The sequence below is a fragment of the Blautia glucerasea genome (genome assembly GCF_020537505.1).
Lineage (GTDB): Bacteria > Bacillota > Clostridia > Lachnospirales > Lachnospiraceae > Blautia_A.
This window is the reverse complement of record NZ_JAJBMO010000012.1, coordinates 1-16,191: the sequence shown is the minus strand read 5'-3', so window position 1 is coordinate 16,191 and position 16,191 is coordinate 1. Positions and strand designations below refer to the sequence as shown.

Sequence of the window (16,191 nt, the reverse complement as noted above, 5' to 3'; positions counted from 1 at the left end):
AAAGGGGGTGCCTTGAAATGCTGAAAAGAAGAATAAAGGAAAAACTGCGATCAGAACAAGGTACCTCCATTTTCTTTGGACTGTTGCTTTTCCTGGTGGCATCTATTCTCAGCGTGACAATACTGGAAGGTGCCGTGACTACGGTGAAAACGGTGGCCTCAGACCGGGCATCTGAGCAGAACCAGCTGGCCTGTACCAGTGCGGCGCAGCTTTTACGGGATTCTATTATGAATGTAAAGCTGTGGGCGGAGGTAGAAGTAAGAAAAAGTAACAATGCTACAGATACTTCAAAGACAACCAAAACCTGGGAAGAGCCGTCTGGAAATTTTGCAAAAATGCTGCAAGGCTACATGAAAGAAGCTGATGGAAAAATCTACAATGAAGCTTCACCAGATTTTACTGTTACGAAAAAACTGATCTTATCAAATTCTGGAAGTGGAACTGCAGAGGCTTTCACACAGTTTAATGAACTGGATAAGATAAATGCAGAAATGACAATTAAACCCCAAAAAAGTAGTGAGGCTGGAAAAGAAAATGAAGTAACCTATGACATGGTAATAAAGCTGAGTACCGGTACGGGAACTGATTCCAGCCATGTGATACTTAGTCTGACTGGCAAGGTGCAATCGGAACTTAAATCCAACAACGAAACTACAGATTCGGAACGTATTGCTGTTACCAGGTATGAATACTTTTGGGAAGCAAAAGACATTTTCTACGGTGATGAAGAGCGTACTTTGGGAGATTCATAATGAGAAAACTAGATTTAAACCTGAAAAAGAAATTACACAGCAAAGCCGGTGAAACCATTGCAGAGACACTTGTCACCATGATTGTCTTGTCATTGGCCGTGCTGATGCTGGCCGGGGCAGTGGTAACTGCCGCCCGTGTCAATAAACAGGCTGATAATACAGACACTTCCTTTCAGACAGGAACTGCGATATCAACAGGGACTGCTCCGGCGAAAGTGATCATTTCAGAAGAAAATGCAACAGGAGGCACCGGAAGTATAGCAGCAGAGCTCCCGGTAACCCTTTACCAGTCCCAGAACAGCTCTGGAAAAAGCTACATTTATTACAAAGCACAGTAACATTTACCCGGAAAGTTCCGGACAGCAGCCAGGAATGAACCATGTTTGCATGAGCGAATTCCTGGATATGGACCTGACTGGACAGAAGCATTTTTACAGGAGAAAAGCAATGAGAAATACAGCCAAAAACAGATTGATCAACTTAATACGAAAAAAGCTGTCTGACAGGCGGGGCTTTTCTCTTGGAGAACTGCTGGCGGCAACGGTTATTCTGCTTTTGGCCAGTCAGGTAATGACGCAGGGAATGACCTTTGCAACCCGGATGTATAACGAATCTATGACCAGGTCCCATGCCAAACAGCTTTGCTCCACTTTAACAAATGTAATCGAAAAAGAACTGCGTTATACTACAAGCGTGAATACAGACACAGATGGAACAACCGTTTTGAAATATTTTAGTCCTACCTATGGAAAAACAGAAAGTGCATTCGCAACGGTAGACAGTGATGGAAATAAAGCAGATGAGACAGCCGGGGGAGAAATTGCGGTTCAATTAATGGCAGAAGATGGCTCTTTTTACTGGCAGAAGCTGATCTCTTCTGCAAGCTACAGTTCCTTTGGGCTGAAAGCGCGGGTAAGCACGGTAACATATGACAAGGGCAACAATATCTTTTTTGTAGAACTTCAGATCATGGATAAAGACGCTGAGATTGTTACCAATAGATTTCAGGTGATGCCGGTAAATACAGTGAAGCTAAACCAGGATTAAAAACCAATAACAAGAAAAATAATTAAAAAGAAAACAGTTGTAATTCATTCAATAATAAAAAGAACAATTGCAATTTATATAGATTTTAATAGGTATCATACACCGATTCTAAACACAAAGGAGAGACACCCAAATGGCATACAAACGTCTTGGAGACCTGCTGATTGCGGCGGGTACCATTACCCCGGAAGAGCTGGACATGGGACTGCAGAGACAGAAGGAGACCAAGGAACGACTTGGTGCGGCCCTTATTTCTGCGGGAATCATCACAGAGGCGGAGTTGATTGAGGCCCTTCGTCTCCAGCTCGGTATTGAATACATAGATCTTTCGAAAACTACGATTCCCATTTCCATGGCACAGACTGTTCCGAAAAATATTGCGAAACAGTTCCAGGTAGTGCCGGTGCGCATTGAGAAGGATGAGCTTTACCTTGCCATGAGCGACCCCATGAACTTCTATGCAATCGAGGAGGTTAAGAAGGCGGTCCGTAAGAAAATTGTGCCGATGATCGCCACCGCAGAGGGTGTGGAGCATGCCATTCTGGTACTTTATGGAAACGAGGGTGCCGCAAGAGCCATTGAGGCCATGAAGCGTGAGGCTCCAACAGAAGATAAAAATCTGGAGGAGGCACAGTTTACAGGAAACATCCTTAACGACAACATAAACGACGCGCCGACCATCCGACTGGTAAACTCCATTATCGAACGTGCCATTCTGGAGCGTGCCAGCGATATTCATATTGAGCCCAAGGAAAAAGAGCTGCAGGTGCGCATGCGTATTGACGGTGTGCTCCGTAAGATTTTGACAATTCCCAAGAACCTGCAGAACTCCGTTATTTCCCGTCTGAAGATCATGAGTGGAATGAACATTGCAGAGCGCCGTATTCCACAGGATGGACGTTTCAATGTCAAGAACAAAAAGCGAGAGTACGACCTTCGTGTCAACTCCCTTCCAACCGTATACGGTGAAAAAATTGTTGCCCGTCTTCTTGACAAAAGGGCTGGCTACCTGACTCCGGATTCCATCGGTCTGATCGGGGACAACCTGAAGAAATATCAGCGTGCCATTCACTGCAACAGTGGTGTTATCCTGATCGCCGGACCTACCGGAAGTGGTAAATCTTCCACTATGAATACTATGATTTCCCAGCTGAATACCGAAGAAGTGAATGTAGTAACCCTGGAGGATCCGGTAGAGTACAATATCGACGGTGTCAACCAGGTACAGATCAATGAAAAAACAGGAATGGATTTTGCCAACGGTCTTCGTGCTATTCTGCGTCAGGACCCGGATATTATTGCCGTAGGAGAGATCCGAGACGGCGAAACTGCCCAGATCAGTATGCGTGCCGCTATCACAGGCCACGTTGTGCTTTCCACAATCCATACCAATGATGCGGTAGGAACCATCGAGCGTCTGGTGGATATCGGCGTTGAGCCATATCTGATCGCCACCGCTCTTCGCGCTGTTATTTCCCAGCGGCTTGTCCGTCGGATCTGCCCGAAATGTAAAAAAAGCTACGAGGCAACGGACGAGGAAGTAAGACGCCTTGGTCTTAGCACCGAACATAAGCACATTTTCTATCGCGGTGAAGGCTGCGCTGACTGCTTTAACACAGGTTACCGCGGCCGAATCGGTGTATTCGAGATCCTGGAGATCACGCCGGAAATCCGCCCTCTGATTTCCCAGCAGGCAGGAAGACCAGCCATTGAGGAAGAACTGGCAAGCGACAGAAGCGATTTCAAAACCCTGCGCGCAAATGCTGTCGAACTGGTGGAAACCGGAATTACCACTGCGGAAGAAGTGCAGCGAGTGATCTATGAAACTGGGGATATGAAGACTGCAGAAGAAGAGTAATCTGTTTTGTGCGCTGGAGTTTCAGCCAGTACACAGCATTTGGGCAATGGGTATTGCTCTAGCGAGCCATTTCAGGCGCGTTCTTAGCGTAGGCGAAATCCAGCGCTTACGAAGACTTATGCGTGAGGGCTTTCCCGAACGTATTAGTCGCAGTTAGCGATTAGTTTGCTGGAGCGTTGCGCCGGCGAGTGAGTAATACCCATTGTTCAAATGCGTCCCTTTTAGGCGAACTTTTAACACAAAATAAAAAAGTCAGGAGACTAAAACTATGTACAATATAGAAGACTTAACCGAACAAGCCAAACGAAACGGCGCCTCCGATATCCATCTGGTATGCGGCCTGCCGCCCAAATACCGCCTGGACGGACAGTTGGAAAACATGGCAGACGAACGCCTGACAGAAGAGGACTGTGAAGCCCTTTGCCAGGAGCTTGCCAAAGACGCCATGTACGAGAAACTGGAATACACGGGAGAGCTTGATTTTTCCCGTGAACTCCACGGAATCCGCTGCAGATGCCATGTATTCAAACAGCAGGGCAAAGTATCCGCAGCCATCCGTCTCCTCAGCGAATCCATCCCAAGACTGGATTCCCTTGGTCTGCCTCCGTCAGCCCTGGAATTTACCAAACTCCACAAAGGAATTGTCCTGGTAACTGGAGAAACTGGTTCCGGTAAATCTACCACTCTGGCAGCCATGCTGGATGAGATCAACCACACAAGAAAGAACCATATTGTAACTCTGGAAGACCCAATCGAGTATGTTTATACCCCGGATCTGTGCGTCATCAACCAGCGTGAAGTAGGCAAAGACACCGCAAGCTTTTCCGAAGGCCTTCGTGCCAGCCTGCGAGAAGACCCTGACGTAATCCTCATTGGTGAGATGCGAGACAAGGATACCATTGAGACCGCCATTACCGCAGCTGAGACAGGACATCTGGTATTCGGAACCCTGCACACAGGAAGCGCCTCTGATGCCATTGACCGTATGGTGCAGGTTTTCCCGGAAGGCATGCAGAACCAGATCCGTCTGCAGCTTTCCATGACCCTTATGGCAGTTATTTCCCAGCAGCTTGTGAAGAAAAAAATGGGCGGCCGTGTGCTGGCAAGTGAAGTTATGGTAGTTACTGACGGTATCCGAAACATGATCCGCGGCGGTAACACCCCGCAGATTGCCAACGCCATTGCCACCAGCGCTGCCATCGGCGGACAGACCATGGATCAGTCCCTGGTAAGTCTGGTAAGGTCCAGACAGGTGGACAAAGCTGTGGCAGTGGAGTATAGCCACGATCAGGCGTATGTGAAGAAAAACGCGTAAATATGTGATAATAACAAGTAGAAGGGCGATTCATTAGAACTATTGTTGTTTTGCTTATAAAGTATTTTGCAGAGCATTGGCTATAAATAGTAAAATATAGAGTTGTATCTGATTTTCGAAAATTATTTGTTGCAAAAACAATTCGGAAACGACATTAGTTGGAATAAGCGCAGTAAGGCAAAGATAATCTGCGTAAGAAAGGTGGACAAGAATTGGCAACCTACAAATATACCGCCATCTCCAAGGACGGAGTAAAAGTCTCCGGCGTGGTAGAAGGCTTCAACGAGTTTGACGCGGTTGACCGTATCAAACAGGACTGCGATATTGTTCTGAAGCTTACAGAAGTGGAAGAGAAGAAGCCCGGGCTTCTGAATATGGAAATTGGCGGCAACCGTCTGAACGCCAAAGCCTTTTCCCTGATGTGTGCCCAGTTCTCCATTATCCTCCAGTCCGGTATCCCAATCGGCCGTACCGTCCGGCTGATCGGCGATAAGATGACAGACAAAAAGCTGAAAGGTATTTTGAAAAAAGTTGCGGAGGACGTAGAGGCAGGACGAAGCGTGGCAACCAGCTTCCAGGAGCGGGGAGGCAAGCTTCTCCCAGCTGTTTTTATTGAGACCATCCGTGCCGGTGAGGAGTCCGGTAACCTGGCCAGAGCCTTCGAGACCATGTACCAGCATTACGACAAGCAGGTAAAAATGCGCGCCAAGGTGCGAAATGCCCTGATCTACCCGGTGTTCGTCCTTGCCCTTGCAGTCTGCGTTGTAATCGTCCTTATGGTAAAGGTTGTGCCGACCTTTATGGACATTTTCGCATCCTATGATGCGGAGCTGCCGCTGATCACCCAGTCTTTGATCTGGGTATCCAATTTTTTCCAGAAATATATTTTGCTGATCATTGTTGTGATCGCCGCCATCGTCATCCTTTTTAAGCTCTATGCGAATACAGAAAAAGGCCGTATGAACGTGGCGAAGCTGGCGCTGAAGCTTCCAGTGCTTGGAAATGTGACCCTTCTCAGCGCAGCAAGTGAATTTGCGGCTAACCTGACTACCCTGATCGGTGCTGGTCTGCAGCTTACAAGAGCTGTCAGCATCACCGCAAGGGTTATCAACAATTACTACATCAGCCAGAGCGTTGGAAAAATGACTTCCCGTCTGGAAGAGGGACACACTCTCGGGGAGTGTATGCGCGAGGCAAACTGCCTGCCGGATATTCTGGTGGATATGACCGCTGTCGGTGAGGAAACCGGTGAGCTGGAAGGCACTTTACATACCGTCTCCGGTTATTATGAATCGGAACTTGACATGGCAGTACAGGATGTTCTAAAAAAACTGGAGCCAACCCTGCTGATCTTCATGGCGGTGGTTGCAGGTTATATTGTTTTGGCTGTTTATATTGCTATGTTCCAGATGTACAGCGTTATGTAATAGAGGAAGAATTGGCGAAATTATGCAAAACATGACTTTCTGTACATCGTGAAGCGTGTTGTTGTGTACAGTAAGAAGTGCTATAGAACGTTAGTTGTGACTCTCATAACTGAGAAAATTTGTAAATTAAGTAGAAAACAGGTAAAAAATTAAAATGTCTATATATGAAGATACCTTTTTTATGATATACTGTTGTGTGTTAGCAGGCGTTTTTGGCGCGGTGCTGGGATCCTTTCTCAACTGCGCGGCGTGGCGGATCGCCCACGGAGAATCTTTTGTGAAAGGAAGAAGCCATTGTACAAGCTGCGGCCATGTGCTGGGCTTCCTGGATCTGATCCCGGTTTTTTCCTGGATTTTCCTCGGCGGAAAATGCCGTTATTGTAAAACAAAAATCAGCTCCAGATATATGCTTACTGAGCTGTTTTTTGCCCTGGTAAGCGTACTTACCCTTCTTCGGTTCGACCTTTCCCCGGAGTTTGTGCGCAATATGGTGCTGGCCTGCTGTCTGTTCTGCCTTTCCCTGGTGGATCTGGAAATCTTCGAGATCCCCAATGGATGCGTGCTGATCCCGGTGCTCGCCTGGTTCGCGGCAATCCCGTTTGTGGGAATGAGTGGAATGGATGTATTGTATCATGTGCTTTCGGGAGTGGGTTACGGAGCCGTTCTTCTTGCCCTGGTCCTGCTTTTTGATAAAATCCTTGGAAAAGAGTCCATGGGAGGCGGCGACCTGAAGCTTTTCGTGGTAATGGGCCTTTACCTGGGAGTGGCGGCGTCTCTGTTTGCCCTGTTTTTCTCCTGCATCCTTGGTCTTATTACAGGCCTGGTACAGAAGCGGGGAAAAGAGGGAAACGGACCTCAGATCCCCTTCGGACCTGCCATTGCGCTGGCCTTTTATGCCATGCTGCTATACGGGGATGGATTGGTGAATTGGTATATGGGACTGCTGTGAATTAGGAAATGCAAGGGCAGAAAGCTTGCGGAAACGAAAAACGCAGTGGGAGTTTTGCCTGTCCAAAAAGAATGAAACAAGATAGAGACATAGAGAGAGGAAAAATATGGCAAAATCATGTCTTGGAATTGATATAGGTAAGGATCAGCTGAAACTGGTGCTCATGAAAGGAGAAACCATTCAGAAGGCGGTTTCTGTGCAGATGCCGGAGGGCCTTTTGAAGGAAGGCAGGATCGTTTCTGTAGAGACCACAGGAGAACTTATCCGCAAAACCATGAAGGAAAACAAGATCCGCTGCAAAGAAGCGGCTGTTGTGGTGTCTTCAGGAGTCTGCTTTCTCCGAAATGTGACCATGCCGGAGATGACGGCAGATCAGCTGGTTTATAATCTTCCCTATGAATTCCGTGATTATATTACAGATGAACTGAAAAAATATGTGTTCGACTATTCCTGGGGTTCCGCGGAGGAGTTGCCGAAGGCGAAGAAGCCGAAAAAGCAGCCTAAGAAGAAAAAGGGCGAAGAAAAGCCGGATGAGAAGGCTGAGGATTCAGAAGAGAGGCGGGGCGAGATGGAGCTCCTTGCTGCAGCAGCCCCTCTTGAGGCCATAGATGACCTTCGCCTTATGGCAAGGAAGGCTGGCCTGAAGCTTACTTTTGCAGCACCGGAGGTTTCTGCCTGCGAAAACCTTCTTCATTATAAATTGAAGGAGGAATCTGACAAAGAATACGGAATCCTGGATCTGGGAAGCACCTCCAGCCGTCTTCTGATCTTCAAAGGAGACCGGCACCAGGTTACCCGTATTATCGAGCGGGGCATGGAGCAGGTGGAAGAGCTGCTTGCAGACAGCCTGCATATTGACATTCATCTGGCGCACACCTGGCTTTTGACCAATCACGAGGACTGTGTGAACAGCGAGATCTGCCAGGATGCTTTTTCCCAGATTAGTGTAGAGCTGATGAGAGCGCTGAATTTCTATCAGTTCAGTAATCCGGACAGCCGCCTGGAGGATATTTACATCTGTGGTGGCGGTGCATCCATTGAGAGTATGCGAGAGAGCCTAAAGGAGAATCTGGACGTGACCATTCATGATGCCAGCGAGCTCATGGACGGACTGGGCGGAGGACGCGTTTCGGAGGCACCGTCTCTCTGGATGCTCGCAGCTGGTACAGCACTTGGACGTACTGCGAAGGCGCCGAAGAAGCAGATCAACCTGGCACTTGCAGGGCAGAAGAAAAAGCATTATTGGGTTGCGGTTCCGGCAATCGGCGGTATTGTTGTGGTGGCCGGGGTGATCGGAAAAGTGGCAGTTGCAGACCGGCTGGTGCAGATGAGCGAGGCCCAGAGCGCTGTTTCCCAGATGCAGCAGCAGGTGGATGATATCACGGCATATATCGACAGCTTTGGAGATCTGCAGGAGACGTATGCACATTATACATATCAGGGCCTGACAGGGGACGAGCTCAGTTTTCTGAACCGTCCGGAGGTTTTGAAGCTGATGACGGATATTATTTTCCCGAAGGTGATGGTAAGCAGCTGGAGTGTAAGCGGAAATCAGCTGTCTTTGCCGGTGACAGGAGAAAACCTTTCCGATATTAACAGCCTGGTCCAGGAACTGGAGCAGGAGCCGATCGTGGATTATTGTAATGTGATGACTGCAGTTACCGATGGAAACACGGAGGCGGAGGCAGCTGCGGATAAGGTTACGGGACAGATCGTGATTTATCTGCTGGATCCGCTGACAGTGCAGGAACAGGACGGAAGTACAGATGTGAATGAAGCCGGCGCTGCGGCGGAAAATACAGATGCAGATGCAGCCGCAGACACAGCAGATGATGGATTTGAGGATGGTACAGAAGGAGGGGCACAGTAATGAAGATAATGAGCCGTGATTTTACGGTAAGAGAAAAAATTATGCTCCTGGTGCTGACCTTGATCCTTCTGGCGGTGGGCTATTATCTGGTAGTAGACCAGCCTATCCGGACCGCCATTAATGAGGCAAAAAGCCAGCAGGAGGAGCTGAGTACAGAGATGATGCTCCTTCAGACTAAGGCAGCTTCTTTGTCCAGAATGCAGAGCGAGCTGGATTCCATCGAGCAGGGAGGCAGCCTGGGAAAAATGGGAAGCTACAACAATTCCAAGGCAGAGCTGGACGAGCTGAACCAGCTTCTTCAGGATGCAAATACATATGATATCAGTTTCAGCGATGTGACCAGGGACGGAGACCTGATCCGCCGGTCCTTTAGCCTGACTTTTTCAGCTTCCGATTATAATAAGGCAGCAGACCTGGTGAATAGTCTTTGCACAGGAGAGTGGAGATGCATCGTAAGTGATCTCCGGTTCGTGGCAGGGGATGACAATCTGGAGACTGGAAGCGTGAATGTAGGCGTCACAGCTACCTTTTATGAGACCATGCAGGGCGGAAAAGCGGACAGCGGACTTCCGGCGGATACATCTGCGGCTGCGGGGCAGGCAGTGGATAGCAGCTATTGATTTTACAACGTCTCATAGTTGCTAAAATAATTAGTCCAAAATCGTGCTTTGACTCGCTTGGAATGTTTCAAGTTAAAGAGCATACGTTGTAAGCACAGAATATTTTCGAATTTAGTGCACATGTATCATTCTATAAAATTGTGGATTACGGGGGATAACGTATCATGCTGCGGGCAGCAATTGTGGAAAAGTCAAAAGAACACAGAGAATACATCCGCGCTGGCCTTATGGGTGCGAATCTGGATATTCAGGTGAGTGAATTTACAAATGAATATGACTATCTGGAAAATCTAAACGAAGACGCTTCTTCTTTTGATATTCTGATTCTGAACACCACCATCCGTCACGAGGGGGATGGTCTGAAGCTGGCAGCAAACATCCGCGCCCGGAACCGCAAAGTGATGATCTGCTTCATCACAGATTCCCAGAGATATTACGCGGAGGCCTTTTCCGTGTTTGCTACCGGGTATCTTCTGTATCCATTTGATGTAAGTGAGCTTCATAACTGCATCACCTTTTTCTGGCAAAAGCCAAATATGGAGCGGCGCGCTTCCCTTATGCTGAAAGAAGCAGGCGGCAGCTACCGCCGTGTTTACTGCCGCAACATTCTCTATATGGAAAGCGCCAACCGAAAGGTGATCCTTCACATGGAGGACGGCGGAAGCATGGAGAGCTACGCAAAGCTGGACGAGTTGGAACAGCAGCTCCCCGGCAGACTGTTTTTCCGGTGTCATCAGAGTTACATCATCAGCCTGTACTTTGTAGAAAAAATGGACGCCAGCAAGTTTGTAGTCCAGTCCCATGAGATCCCCATCTCCAGGAAATACCAGCGGGCGGCACGGGAAGTTTATTATGATTATATGTTTGAGAAGCTGTGAGAACAAATAAATACGAAAAAAATCAAGGGCGTGTGTTAAAGTGAGAAATCATTTTGGCATATGTTCTTTTTTTCGGGAGTAATTCAAATGTAGATATTTCTCTAGACGAGGTGCGGCATTCCTGGTATAAAATGTCAAAAGTTACAGAACTTATGTCAAAAATGACAGGGAAAAACCAATTTTGACAAAAATGTTGCTATAATCGACATTATGTATACAAATTAGAAAATTATTGATATAATAAACACATCCTAAGAGAAAGGAGCGAGACGGATAGTGGCAGTGCAAAAGTTAGATGCCATCGATGGAATGAATCAGAGACAGAACAAATGCTTTTTTACATCTTATCCTGAGATGAATGAAGTGTTAAACAGATTTACAGCAGAAGCAGAAGCAGACGATATCTGGACATCTGCCGAGGTTCAGGAGCTTAAGGAAAATCGATCAGGTAATCGACTTTGCCAGATAGTTAGCATGGCCCTTGATACAGCGAAATCAAATTGTGTTGAGACCACACCCCCGCGGGGACGCTACATCAGAATCCGTTGCCGGGACATGCAGGAGCAGACACTGATCAAGATTCAGTATTCCTGTGAGGACCGCATGATCCGGGAATTCGATAAGGGAATCATTAAGATGCGTGACCTGATCGATTCTGTAGGCGGCTACTTGAAATTTCAGCTCGACGGTGACAAAGGAATCATCAAAATCGCCGTTCCCGACAACTGAAAATCCGAGATGCTTCGAGATCTTAAAAATGAAAAATAATTAATAGGAGGCTTTAAAATGTTTAAGAAAGCGAAAAAGAACAAAAAAGGTTTTACATTGGCTGAGCTGCTTATTGTTGTAGCTATTATCGCCGTGTTGGTTGCGATTAGTATTCCGATTTTTAATAGCCAGTTGGAGAAGAGTAGGGATGCCGTTTCTATTGCGAATCTTCGAGCAGCTTATGCTGAGGCAGCATCTGATTATTTAACAGCCGGCACATCTGGGGATACTACCATTCCAAAGCAGGTAACTTTAAAAGGAAAAAAATCTGACAACTTTAGTGGCTTAGGAACTGAACTTCCATTTAATCTAGATTCTACTTTGACAGCAAAAGACGGTACCGCTGGTGAAATAACAGTTACTTTTGCATTTGATGAAGACGCAACTGGAAAACAGTGGACTGCAAAAGTCGTCGCTTAATTGAATTTATTTGTGTTCATTTAAGAATCATCTGTTTACAACTTTATAAATACTAGACTTGCTGGCAAATCAGCTGTTTTAGATTAATTAAAGTTTTATATATTCTAATGAAAATATCCTGTAGAATCATTGAACCTTGGGGTCAGACCCCAAGGTTCATTTTTAACATATCATTTAATTGGCATTAACTAAATTTTACGGTAACATTTTTCTTACCAGTTTCTGGAGTTGCGGTATATGTTAAAGTTGCTGTTCCGTCTTTTGCTGGAGTTCCGTCAAAATCCATATTTTCTTTAAGTCCGTTAGCCAAATCTGCATTCTGCCAGTCACCTGTTTGCTGTTTAAGTCCGACTGAATAAGTTTTTGCACCGTCACCAGTTTTGTAGTCTCCTGTAAGAACATCTGACATTAATTCTGCATATCCAGCTCGGATATTAGCTGCATCAACTGCCTCCCTAGACTTCTCCAACTGAGAAGTAAAAATCGGAATACTAATCGCAACCAACACGGCCCTTCCCATCCCAATTCCCCCCATAATTGAACAAACTCAATTCAAAAGAAATCTCTCTAAAAGCCGCGGATTCTCACTCATCTTAACACAATAAAATTTCCAGGCAAATAGAGTGGCAGCCCTCAAAGCCACCACCCAGCTTTATCTTCACGCAATCCCCAACTCTGCCATCAATTTTTTTCGATACTTTTTATTACTACTTGCCTGCTGTAAATCAGTAATACGCCCAGCAGAAATTAATTTTTGAATTAATTTGCTCATCTGTTCTTCTGCCTCGCGTTTGCCTTCCCGTTTGCCTTCTCGTCTACCTTCTCGTTTACTATCCCTCATCATATCATCAAACGCCTTACACATATCAAACCCACCTCCCACGCTTTCAACATCTCTTTTTATAAGTTTCATAGCCCTAATTCCAGACATTACGGTAAGTAAATCAAAAGTGTCTTCTTCTAGTCTAGAGAAAACAGCTTCATTCTCTTTCACATACTCCTGTAATGCCGTTTTATCATTCGTTCTCTGTAAGAACCCACAGACCTGCCGCAAATCTGTCTGGAACCATTCGATGTTTTTGAAATGATACACTTCAAAAAGCAGCATTGGTTTCTCTGCAAATAATTTTCGCAGTTCTTCCGGAAAAAAACTTGTCCTAGTCAGATCGTCCATTTGAAAGGCTGCCTGCCAGCGCTCTTTTCCAAAATAGATTACAATTTGAAGCACTGGATAAAAACGATCTGTCTTTTTCATTCCAGAAAGCCGCTCCGGACTGTCTTTTAAATCATCACAGTTTTTATGCGCCTTTTGCAGCTTTTTCCACTGGTTATAGTAATCTGTCCCTTTCTCATGCAAAAGTCTGACCGGCATTGCATAATGCTCTAATGTCTGTATCTGAATCATAAACAAAAATTTCAGTTTCTTCCATGCCATCATAATAGATAAATCCGCCGTGGATCCTTAAAGTACTCAATTGATGTTGCGTTCTCTTCCCGCATGCACACTTCTTTCTGCATATGAAAAAGGTCACGTAAAGTCATGTGCGTAACACAGAAATGAACATTTTGTACTACTATTAATATATACATATATTCATTATATTTCAAGTATTAGTATACGAAAATATAACTTCACAACAACCCGTTTCATACCTATAAAAAAATATTCATAACAAATTGGAATTACCTGACCGAATGACCAGATTGAGATTTTTCTTTTGTGAAAGTAGGTTAAGTATACGACTTGATAAATGGTCTTGTCAATCAGAAAATTAAGGTTTATGTCTTGCAAATCTCTTTAAATTTTTTTCAAATCCCGTTGACTTTCTCATAAATCTTCCATATAATAAAAGTACAGAATACTGTACGTAAAGGAGTGCTCGTATGTTAGCAGTTAATTACACCAATTTAAGAGAGAATATGAAAAGCTGCATGGACAAAGTTACTGACGATTACGAAACCATGATCGTTACCAGAAAAAATAACCGCAACGTCGTAATGATGTCCGAAGAATCCTACAACAACCTTTTGGAAAATCTTCATGTGATGGGAAATAAAGCGAATTATGACTGGTTAATGGAATCCAAGGCACAGTTAGAATCCGGGCATATGTCTGTCCATGATTTAAAAGAGGTTGGTCCTGATGAATAAAATATTTACAGATAATGGCTGGGCAGATTATGTTTACTGGGAAACCGAAGACCGAAAAACACTCAAAAAAATCAATGCCCTTATAGAAGATATATGCAGAAATGGAAATACCGGAATTGGGAAGCCAGAGCCTTTGGTTGGCAATTTAACCGGCTATTGGAGCCGCCGAATCAATGATAAAGACCGGCTGATTTATAAAATTGACGAAGAGAATGTTTATATATTAGCTTGTCGTTATCATTATAGTAAATGATAAAAATATAAACAACTGACTTTCTCTCACTAAAAGGAAATTTTGCTATGATAATAAATGAACAGCCCAAAAGAGTAACTGATGTTGTCGCAACCATGGCAATTGAAGATATGTATCTTAGCAGAGAATTTGTTGACGAACTTGTTAAGGTTGCCAATGGCAAACGTACGTCAGAGTCTTTAAGACAGGAAGTAATCAAAAAATATGCCAGATAATCAATATTGTTATCCAGGATCCAATGTTCTAAAGAATAAATTAAATATCACAGATGTCCGGGAATTATCCGAGGCAGAAAAAGAATTAACCGCGATTCGGCTTTATGAGTTACAGGAAAATCCCATTAAAGGCAAATTTGATTTCGCACATTTAAGAGCCATTCATAAGTATATTTTTCATGATCTTTACCAATGGGTTGGGAAAATTCGAACTGTAGAAATTGGAAAAGGGAATCTGTTTTGTGCAACTGCATTTATTCCAGATTATGCAGACTCTGTGTTTCGGAAATATTTTCCACAGTGTAAAGCTGCAAAAAATAACAGGGATGAATTTATAAGAGTCTTTGCTGATAATTATGGAGATTTAAATGCATTACATCCATTCCGGGAGGGAAATGGAAGAACCCAGCGAGAATTTGCAAGGCTTGTTTGCTTAGAATGCGGTTACGATTTTGATTTATCCTGTACTACCCACCGGGAAATGCTGGAAGCAAGTAAACTGTCTTTTGACAGAGCGGATAGTTCTCTTTTTATTAGAATTTTTTCGAAGGCAGTAGTTCCCTATGGCTCATTGGCAGAAAGTTAATCTGAAGCCCTGAAATTCTATGTAACATACAGCGACGGTCAAATGAGAAAATAGCCGTCGCTGTTACATTAATCATTGACAATGTCCTTCACTAAGTCGTATATTTAATCTACTTTCACCAAAGAAAAATCTAAATCTGATCATTCGGTCAGGTAATTCCAATTTGTTATGAATGTTTTTGTATTGAATGAAACGGTTGTTATAAAGTCATATTTTTATATACTAATACTTGAAATATGATAAATATATGTATATACTAATAGTAGTACAAAATGTTCATTTCTGTATTATACACATGACTTTACGTAACCTTTTTCATATGCAGAAAGGAGTGTGCATGCGGGAAGAGAACGTAACATCAATTGAGTACTTTAAGGATCCACGGCGGATTGTTGATCTTCTGAATGGAATTATCTTTCATGGCAAACAAGTTATTACAACAGATAATCTGGTGGAGAAAAATCCAGTGATACATAATATCTACAGGAAAAATAACAAAGTTGTCGCTATAGAAAATACGCCGGATTTATCTATTATGATGGCATGGAAGAAGCTAAAATTTTTGTTTATGATTCAGTTACAGACATTAGAGCATTATGCAATGCCAGTCAGACTTTTTCACGAGAAAGGGATAGATTACTATAATCAGTGGAAAAAGCTACAAAAGGAGCATAAGAACTGCGATGATTTAAAAGACGGTCCTGAGCGTCTTTCTGGAGTGAAAAAGACAGATCGTTTTTATCCAGTGCTTCAAATTGTAGTCTATTTTGGAAAGGAGCACTGGAAATCAGCTTTCAAAATGGACGATCTGACTAGGGGAAAAGATTTTCCAGAGGAACTGCAGAAATTATTTGCAGAAAAACCAATGCTGCTTTTTGAAGTGTATCATTTCAAAAACATTGAATGGTTCCAAACAGATTTGCAACAGGTTTGTGGATTCTTGCAACGAACGAATGATAAAACAGCATTACAGGGGTATGTAAAGGAGAATGAAGCTGTTTTCTCTAAATTGGAGCTTCCTGTATAATAAAAAGCGTAGACGTTGAAATTTGAAAATACCTCAGAGTACAATAAGACTACTG

The 16,191-nt window shown here is 44.3% G+C and carries 19 protein-coding genes; 17 read left to right on the top strand and 2 right to left on the bottom strand.

Going from position 1 to position 16,191, the window contains the following annotated elements; genetic code table 11:
* Nucleotides 1–17: 17 nt before the first annotated feature.
* The 12 genes from LIQ05_RS11045 (at nucleotide 18) to LIQ05_RS10990 (ending at nucleotide 11,904) form a co-directional block, all read left to right on the top strand.
* Nucleotides 18–752: a hypothetical protein gene (locus LIQ05_RS11045; RefSeq protein ID WP_226820588.1), complete on the top strand. Its 735-nt coding sequence runs from the start codon at nucleotides 18–20 to the stop codon at nucleotides 750–752.
* Nucleotides 752–1,090 carry a hypothetical protein gene (locus LIQ05_RS11040; RefSeq protein ID WP_226820586.1) on the top strand — a complete coding sequence of 113 codons (339 nt, stop codon included), beginning with the start codon at nucleotides 752–754 and terminating at the stop codon, nucleotides 1,088–1,090. Before LIQ05_RS11045 ends, LIQ05_RS11040 begins: the two co-directional genes overlap by 1 nt.
* A 109-nt stretch (nucleotides 1,091–1,199) precedes the next feature.
* Nucleotides 1,200–1,799: a hypothetical protein gene (locus LIQ05_RS11035; RefSeq protein WP_226820584.1), complete on the top strand. Its 600-nt coding sequence runs from the start codon at nucleotides 1,200–1,202 to the stop codon at nucleotides 1,797–1,799.
* A 133-nt stretch (nucleotides 1,800–1,932) separates the two neighbouring features.
* Complete coding sequence (locus LIQ05_RS11030) at nucleotides 1,933–3,657, top strand: GspE/PulE family protein (protein ID WP_226820582.1); 1,725 nt, start codon at nucleotides 1,933–1,935, stop codon at nucleotides 3,655–3,657.
* A 268-nt stretch (nucleotides 3,658–3,925) separates the two neighbouring features.
* The gene (locus tag LIQ05_RS11025) at nucleotides 3,926–4,972 is read left to right on the top strand and encodes a type IV pilus twitching motility protein PilT (protein ID WP_226820580.1); all 1,047 of its coding nucleotides are present in this window, start codon (nucleotides 3,926–3,928) and stop codon (nucleotides 4,970–4,972) included.
* A gap of 212 nt (nucleotides 4,973–5,184) precedes the next feature.
* Nucleotides 5,185–6,399 carry a type II secretion system F family protein gene (locus tag LIQ05_RS11020; protein WP_226820578.1) on the top strand — a complete coding sequence of 405 codons (1,215 nt, stop codon included), beginning with the start codon at nucleotides 5,185–5,187 and terminating at the stop codon, nucleotides 6,397–6,399.
* A 154-nt stretch (nucleotides 6,400–6,553) separates the two neighbouring features.
* Nucleotides 6,554–7,348, top strand: a complete 795-nt coding sequence (locus tag LIQ05_RS11015; protein ID WP_318289529.1) for a prepilin peptidase — start codon at nucleotides 6,554–6,556, stop codon at nucleotides 7,346–7,348.
* A 106-nt stretch (nucleotides 7,349–7,454) separates the two neighbouring features.
* Nucleotides 7,455–9,218: a pilus assembly protein PilM gene (pilM, locus tag LIQ05_RS11010; RefSeq protein ID WP_226820575.1), complete on the top strand. Its 1,764-nt coding sequence runs from the start codon at nucleotides 7,455–7,457 to the stop codon at nucleotides 9,216–9,218.
* Nucleotides 9,218–9,838 carry a type II secretion system protein GspM gene (gene gspM, locus LIQ05_RS11005; protein WP_226820573.1) on the top strand — a complete coding sequence of 207 codons (621 nt, stop codon included), beginning with the start codon at nucleotides 9,218–9,220 and terminating at the stop codon, nucleotides 9,836–9,838. The genes pilM and gspM overlap by 1 nt, the downstream gene beginning before the upstream one ends.
* 164 nt (nucleotides 9,839–10,002) lie before the next feature.
* A complete protein-coding gene (locus LIQ05_RS11000) occupies nucleotides 10,003–10,716 on the top strand; it encodes a LytR/AlgR family response regulator transcription factor (protein WP_226820571.1) in 714 nt (237 codons plus the stop codon).
* A gap of 276 nt (nucleotides 10,717–10,992) precedes the next feature.
* Nucleotides 10,993–11,445: a hypothetical protein gene (locus LIQ05_RS10995; RefSeq protein ID WP_226820570.1), complete on the top strand. Its 453-nt coding sequence runs from the start codon at nucleotides 10,993–10,995 to the stop codon at nucleotides 11,443–11,445.
* Nucleotides 11,446–11,502: 57 nt separating this feature from the next.
* Entirely contained in the window at nucleotides 11,503–11,904 is a 402-nt protein-coding gene (locus tag LIQ05_RS10990) for a type IV pilin protein (protein WP_226820568.1), read from the top strand.
* Between the two features lie 184 nt (nucleotides 11,905–12,088).
* Here the strand turns inward: LIQ05_RS10990 and LIQ05_RS10985 are convergent, their stop codons facing one another.
* Entirely contained in the window at nucleotides 12,089–12,424 is a 336-nt protein-coding gene (locus LIQ05_RS10985; RefSeq protein ID WP_226820566.1) for a hypothetical protein, read from the bottom strand.
* 138 nt (nucleotides 12,425–12,562) lie between these two features.
* Nucleotides 12,563–13,342 (bottom strand): hypothetical protein, encoded by a 780-nt coding sequence (locus tag LIQ05_RS10980; protein ID WP_226820564.1) that lies wholly within the window; start codon nucleotides 13,340–13,342, stop codon nucleotides 12,563–12,565.
* Between the two features lie 446 nt (nucleotides 13,343–13,788).
* On the opposite strand from LIQ05_RS10980, the gene LIQ05_RS10975 reads away from it, so the two are divergent.
* The 5 genes from LIQ05_RS10975 to LIQ05_RS10955 all read left to right on the top strand — a co-directional run bounded on the left by LIQ05_RS10975 (nucleotide 13,789) and on the right by LIQ05_RS10955 (nucleotide 16,136).
* Nucleotides 13,789–14,055 (top strand): type II toxin-antitoxin system Phd/YefM family antitoxin, encoded by a 267-nt coding sequence (locus LIQ05_RS10975; RefSeq protein WP_226820562.1) that lies wholly within the window; start codon nucleotides 13,789–13,791, stop codon nucleotides 14,053–14,055.
* Nucleotides 14,048–14,308 (top strand): Txe/YoeB family addiction module toxin, encoded by a 261-nt coding sequence (locus LIQ05_RS10970; protein ID WP_226820560.1) that lies wholly within the window; start codon nucleotides 14,048–14,050, stop codon nucleotides 14,306–14,308. Before LIQ05_RS10975 ends, LIQ05_RS10970 begins: the two co-directional genes overlap by 8 nt.
* Before the next feature lie 47 nt (nucleotides 14,309–14,355).
* Nucleotides 14,356–14,523 (top strand): hypothetical protein, encoded by a 168-nt coding sequence (locus tag LIQ05_RS10965; RefSeq protein ID WP_226820558.1) that lies wholly within the window; start codon nucleotides 14,356–14,358, stop codon nucleotides 14,521–14,523.
* The gene (locus LIQ05_RS10960; protein WP_226820556.1) at nucleotides 14,513–15,109 is read left to right on the top strand and encodes a Fic/DOC family protein; all 597 of its coding nucleotides are present in this window, start codon (nucleotides 14,513–14,515) and stop codon (nucleotides 15,107–15,109) included. The genes LIQ05_RS10965 and LIQ05_RS10960 overlap by 11 nt, the downstream gene beginning before the upstream one ends.
* A 466-nt stretch (nucleotides 15,110–15,575) precedes the next feature.
* The gene (locus tag LIQ05_RS10955) at nucleotides 15,576–16,136 is read left to right on the top strand and encodes a hypothetical protein (RefSeq protein WP_226820554.1); all 561 of its coding nucleotides are present in this window, start codon (nucleotides 15,576–15,578) and stop codon (nucleotides 16,134–16,136) included.
* Nucleotides 16,137–16,191: the final 55 nt, after the last annotated feature.

Coding starts and splice junctions, on each gene's coding strand:
- LIQ05_RS10990 (WP_226820568.1), top strand. CDS start 11,503: ATGTTTAAGAAAGCGAAAAAGAACAAAAAAGGTTTTACATTGGCTGAG.
- LIQ05_RS11040 (WP_226820586.1), top strand. CDS start 752: ATGAGAAAACTAGATTTAAACCTGAAAAAGAAATTACACAGCAAAGCC.
- pilM (WP_226820575.1), top strand. CDS start 7,455: ATGGCAAAATCATGTCTTGGAATTGATATAGGTAAGGATCAGCTGAAA.
- LIQ05_RS11000 (WP_226820571.1), top strand. CDS start 10,003: ATGCTGCGGGCAGCAATTGTGGAAAAGTCAAAAGAACACAGAGAATAC.
- gspM (WP_226820573.1), top strand. CDS start 9,218: ATGAAGATAATGAGCCGTGATTTTACGGTAAGAGAAAAAATTATGCTC.
- LIQ05_RS11025 (WP_226820580.1), top strand. CDS start 3,926: ATGTACAATATAGAAGACTTAACCGAACAAGCCAAACGAAACGGCGCC.
- LIQ05_RS11030 (WP_226820582.1), top strand. CDS start 1,933: ATGGCATACAAACGTCTTGGAGACCTGCTGATTGCGGCGGGTACCATT.
- LIQ05_RS10965 (WP_226820558.1), top strand. CDS start 14,356: ATGATAATAAATGAACAGCCCAAAAGAGTAACTGATGTTGTCGCAACC.
- LIQ05_RS11035 (WP_226820584.1), top strand. CDS start 1,200: ATGAGAAATACAGCCAAAAACAGATTGATCAACTTAATACGAAAAAAG.
- LIQ05_RS10975 (WP_226820562.1), top strand. CDS start 13,789: ATGTTAGCAGTTAATTACACCAATTTAAGAGAGAATATGAAAAGCTGC.
- LIQ05_RS10960 (WP_226820556.1), top strand. CDS start 14,513: ATGCCAGATAATCAATATTGTTATCCAGGATCCAATGTTCTAAAGAAT.
- LIQ05_RS11045 (WP_226820588.1), top strand. CDS start 18: ATGCTGAAAAGAAGAATAAAGGAAAAACTGCGATCAGAACAAGGTACC.
- LIQ05_RS10970 (WP_226820560.1), top strand. CDS start 14,048: ATGAATAAAATATTTACAGATAATGGCTGGGCAGATTATGTTTACTGG.
- LIQ05_RS10980 (WP_226820564.1), bottom strand. CDS start 13,342: ATGATGGCATGGAAGAAACTGAAATTTTTGTTTATGATTCAGATACAG.
- LIQ05_RS10985 (WP_226820566.1), bottom strand. CDS start 12,424: ATGGGAAGGGCCGTGTTGGTTGCGATTAGTATTCCGATTTTTACTTCT.
- LIQ05_RS11015 (WP_318289529.1), top strand. CDS start 6,554: ATGTCTATATATGAAGATACCTTTTTTATGATATACTGTTGTGTGTTA.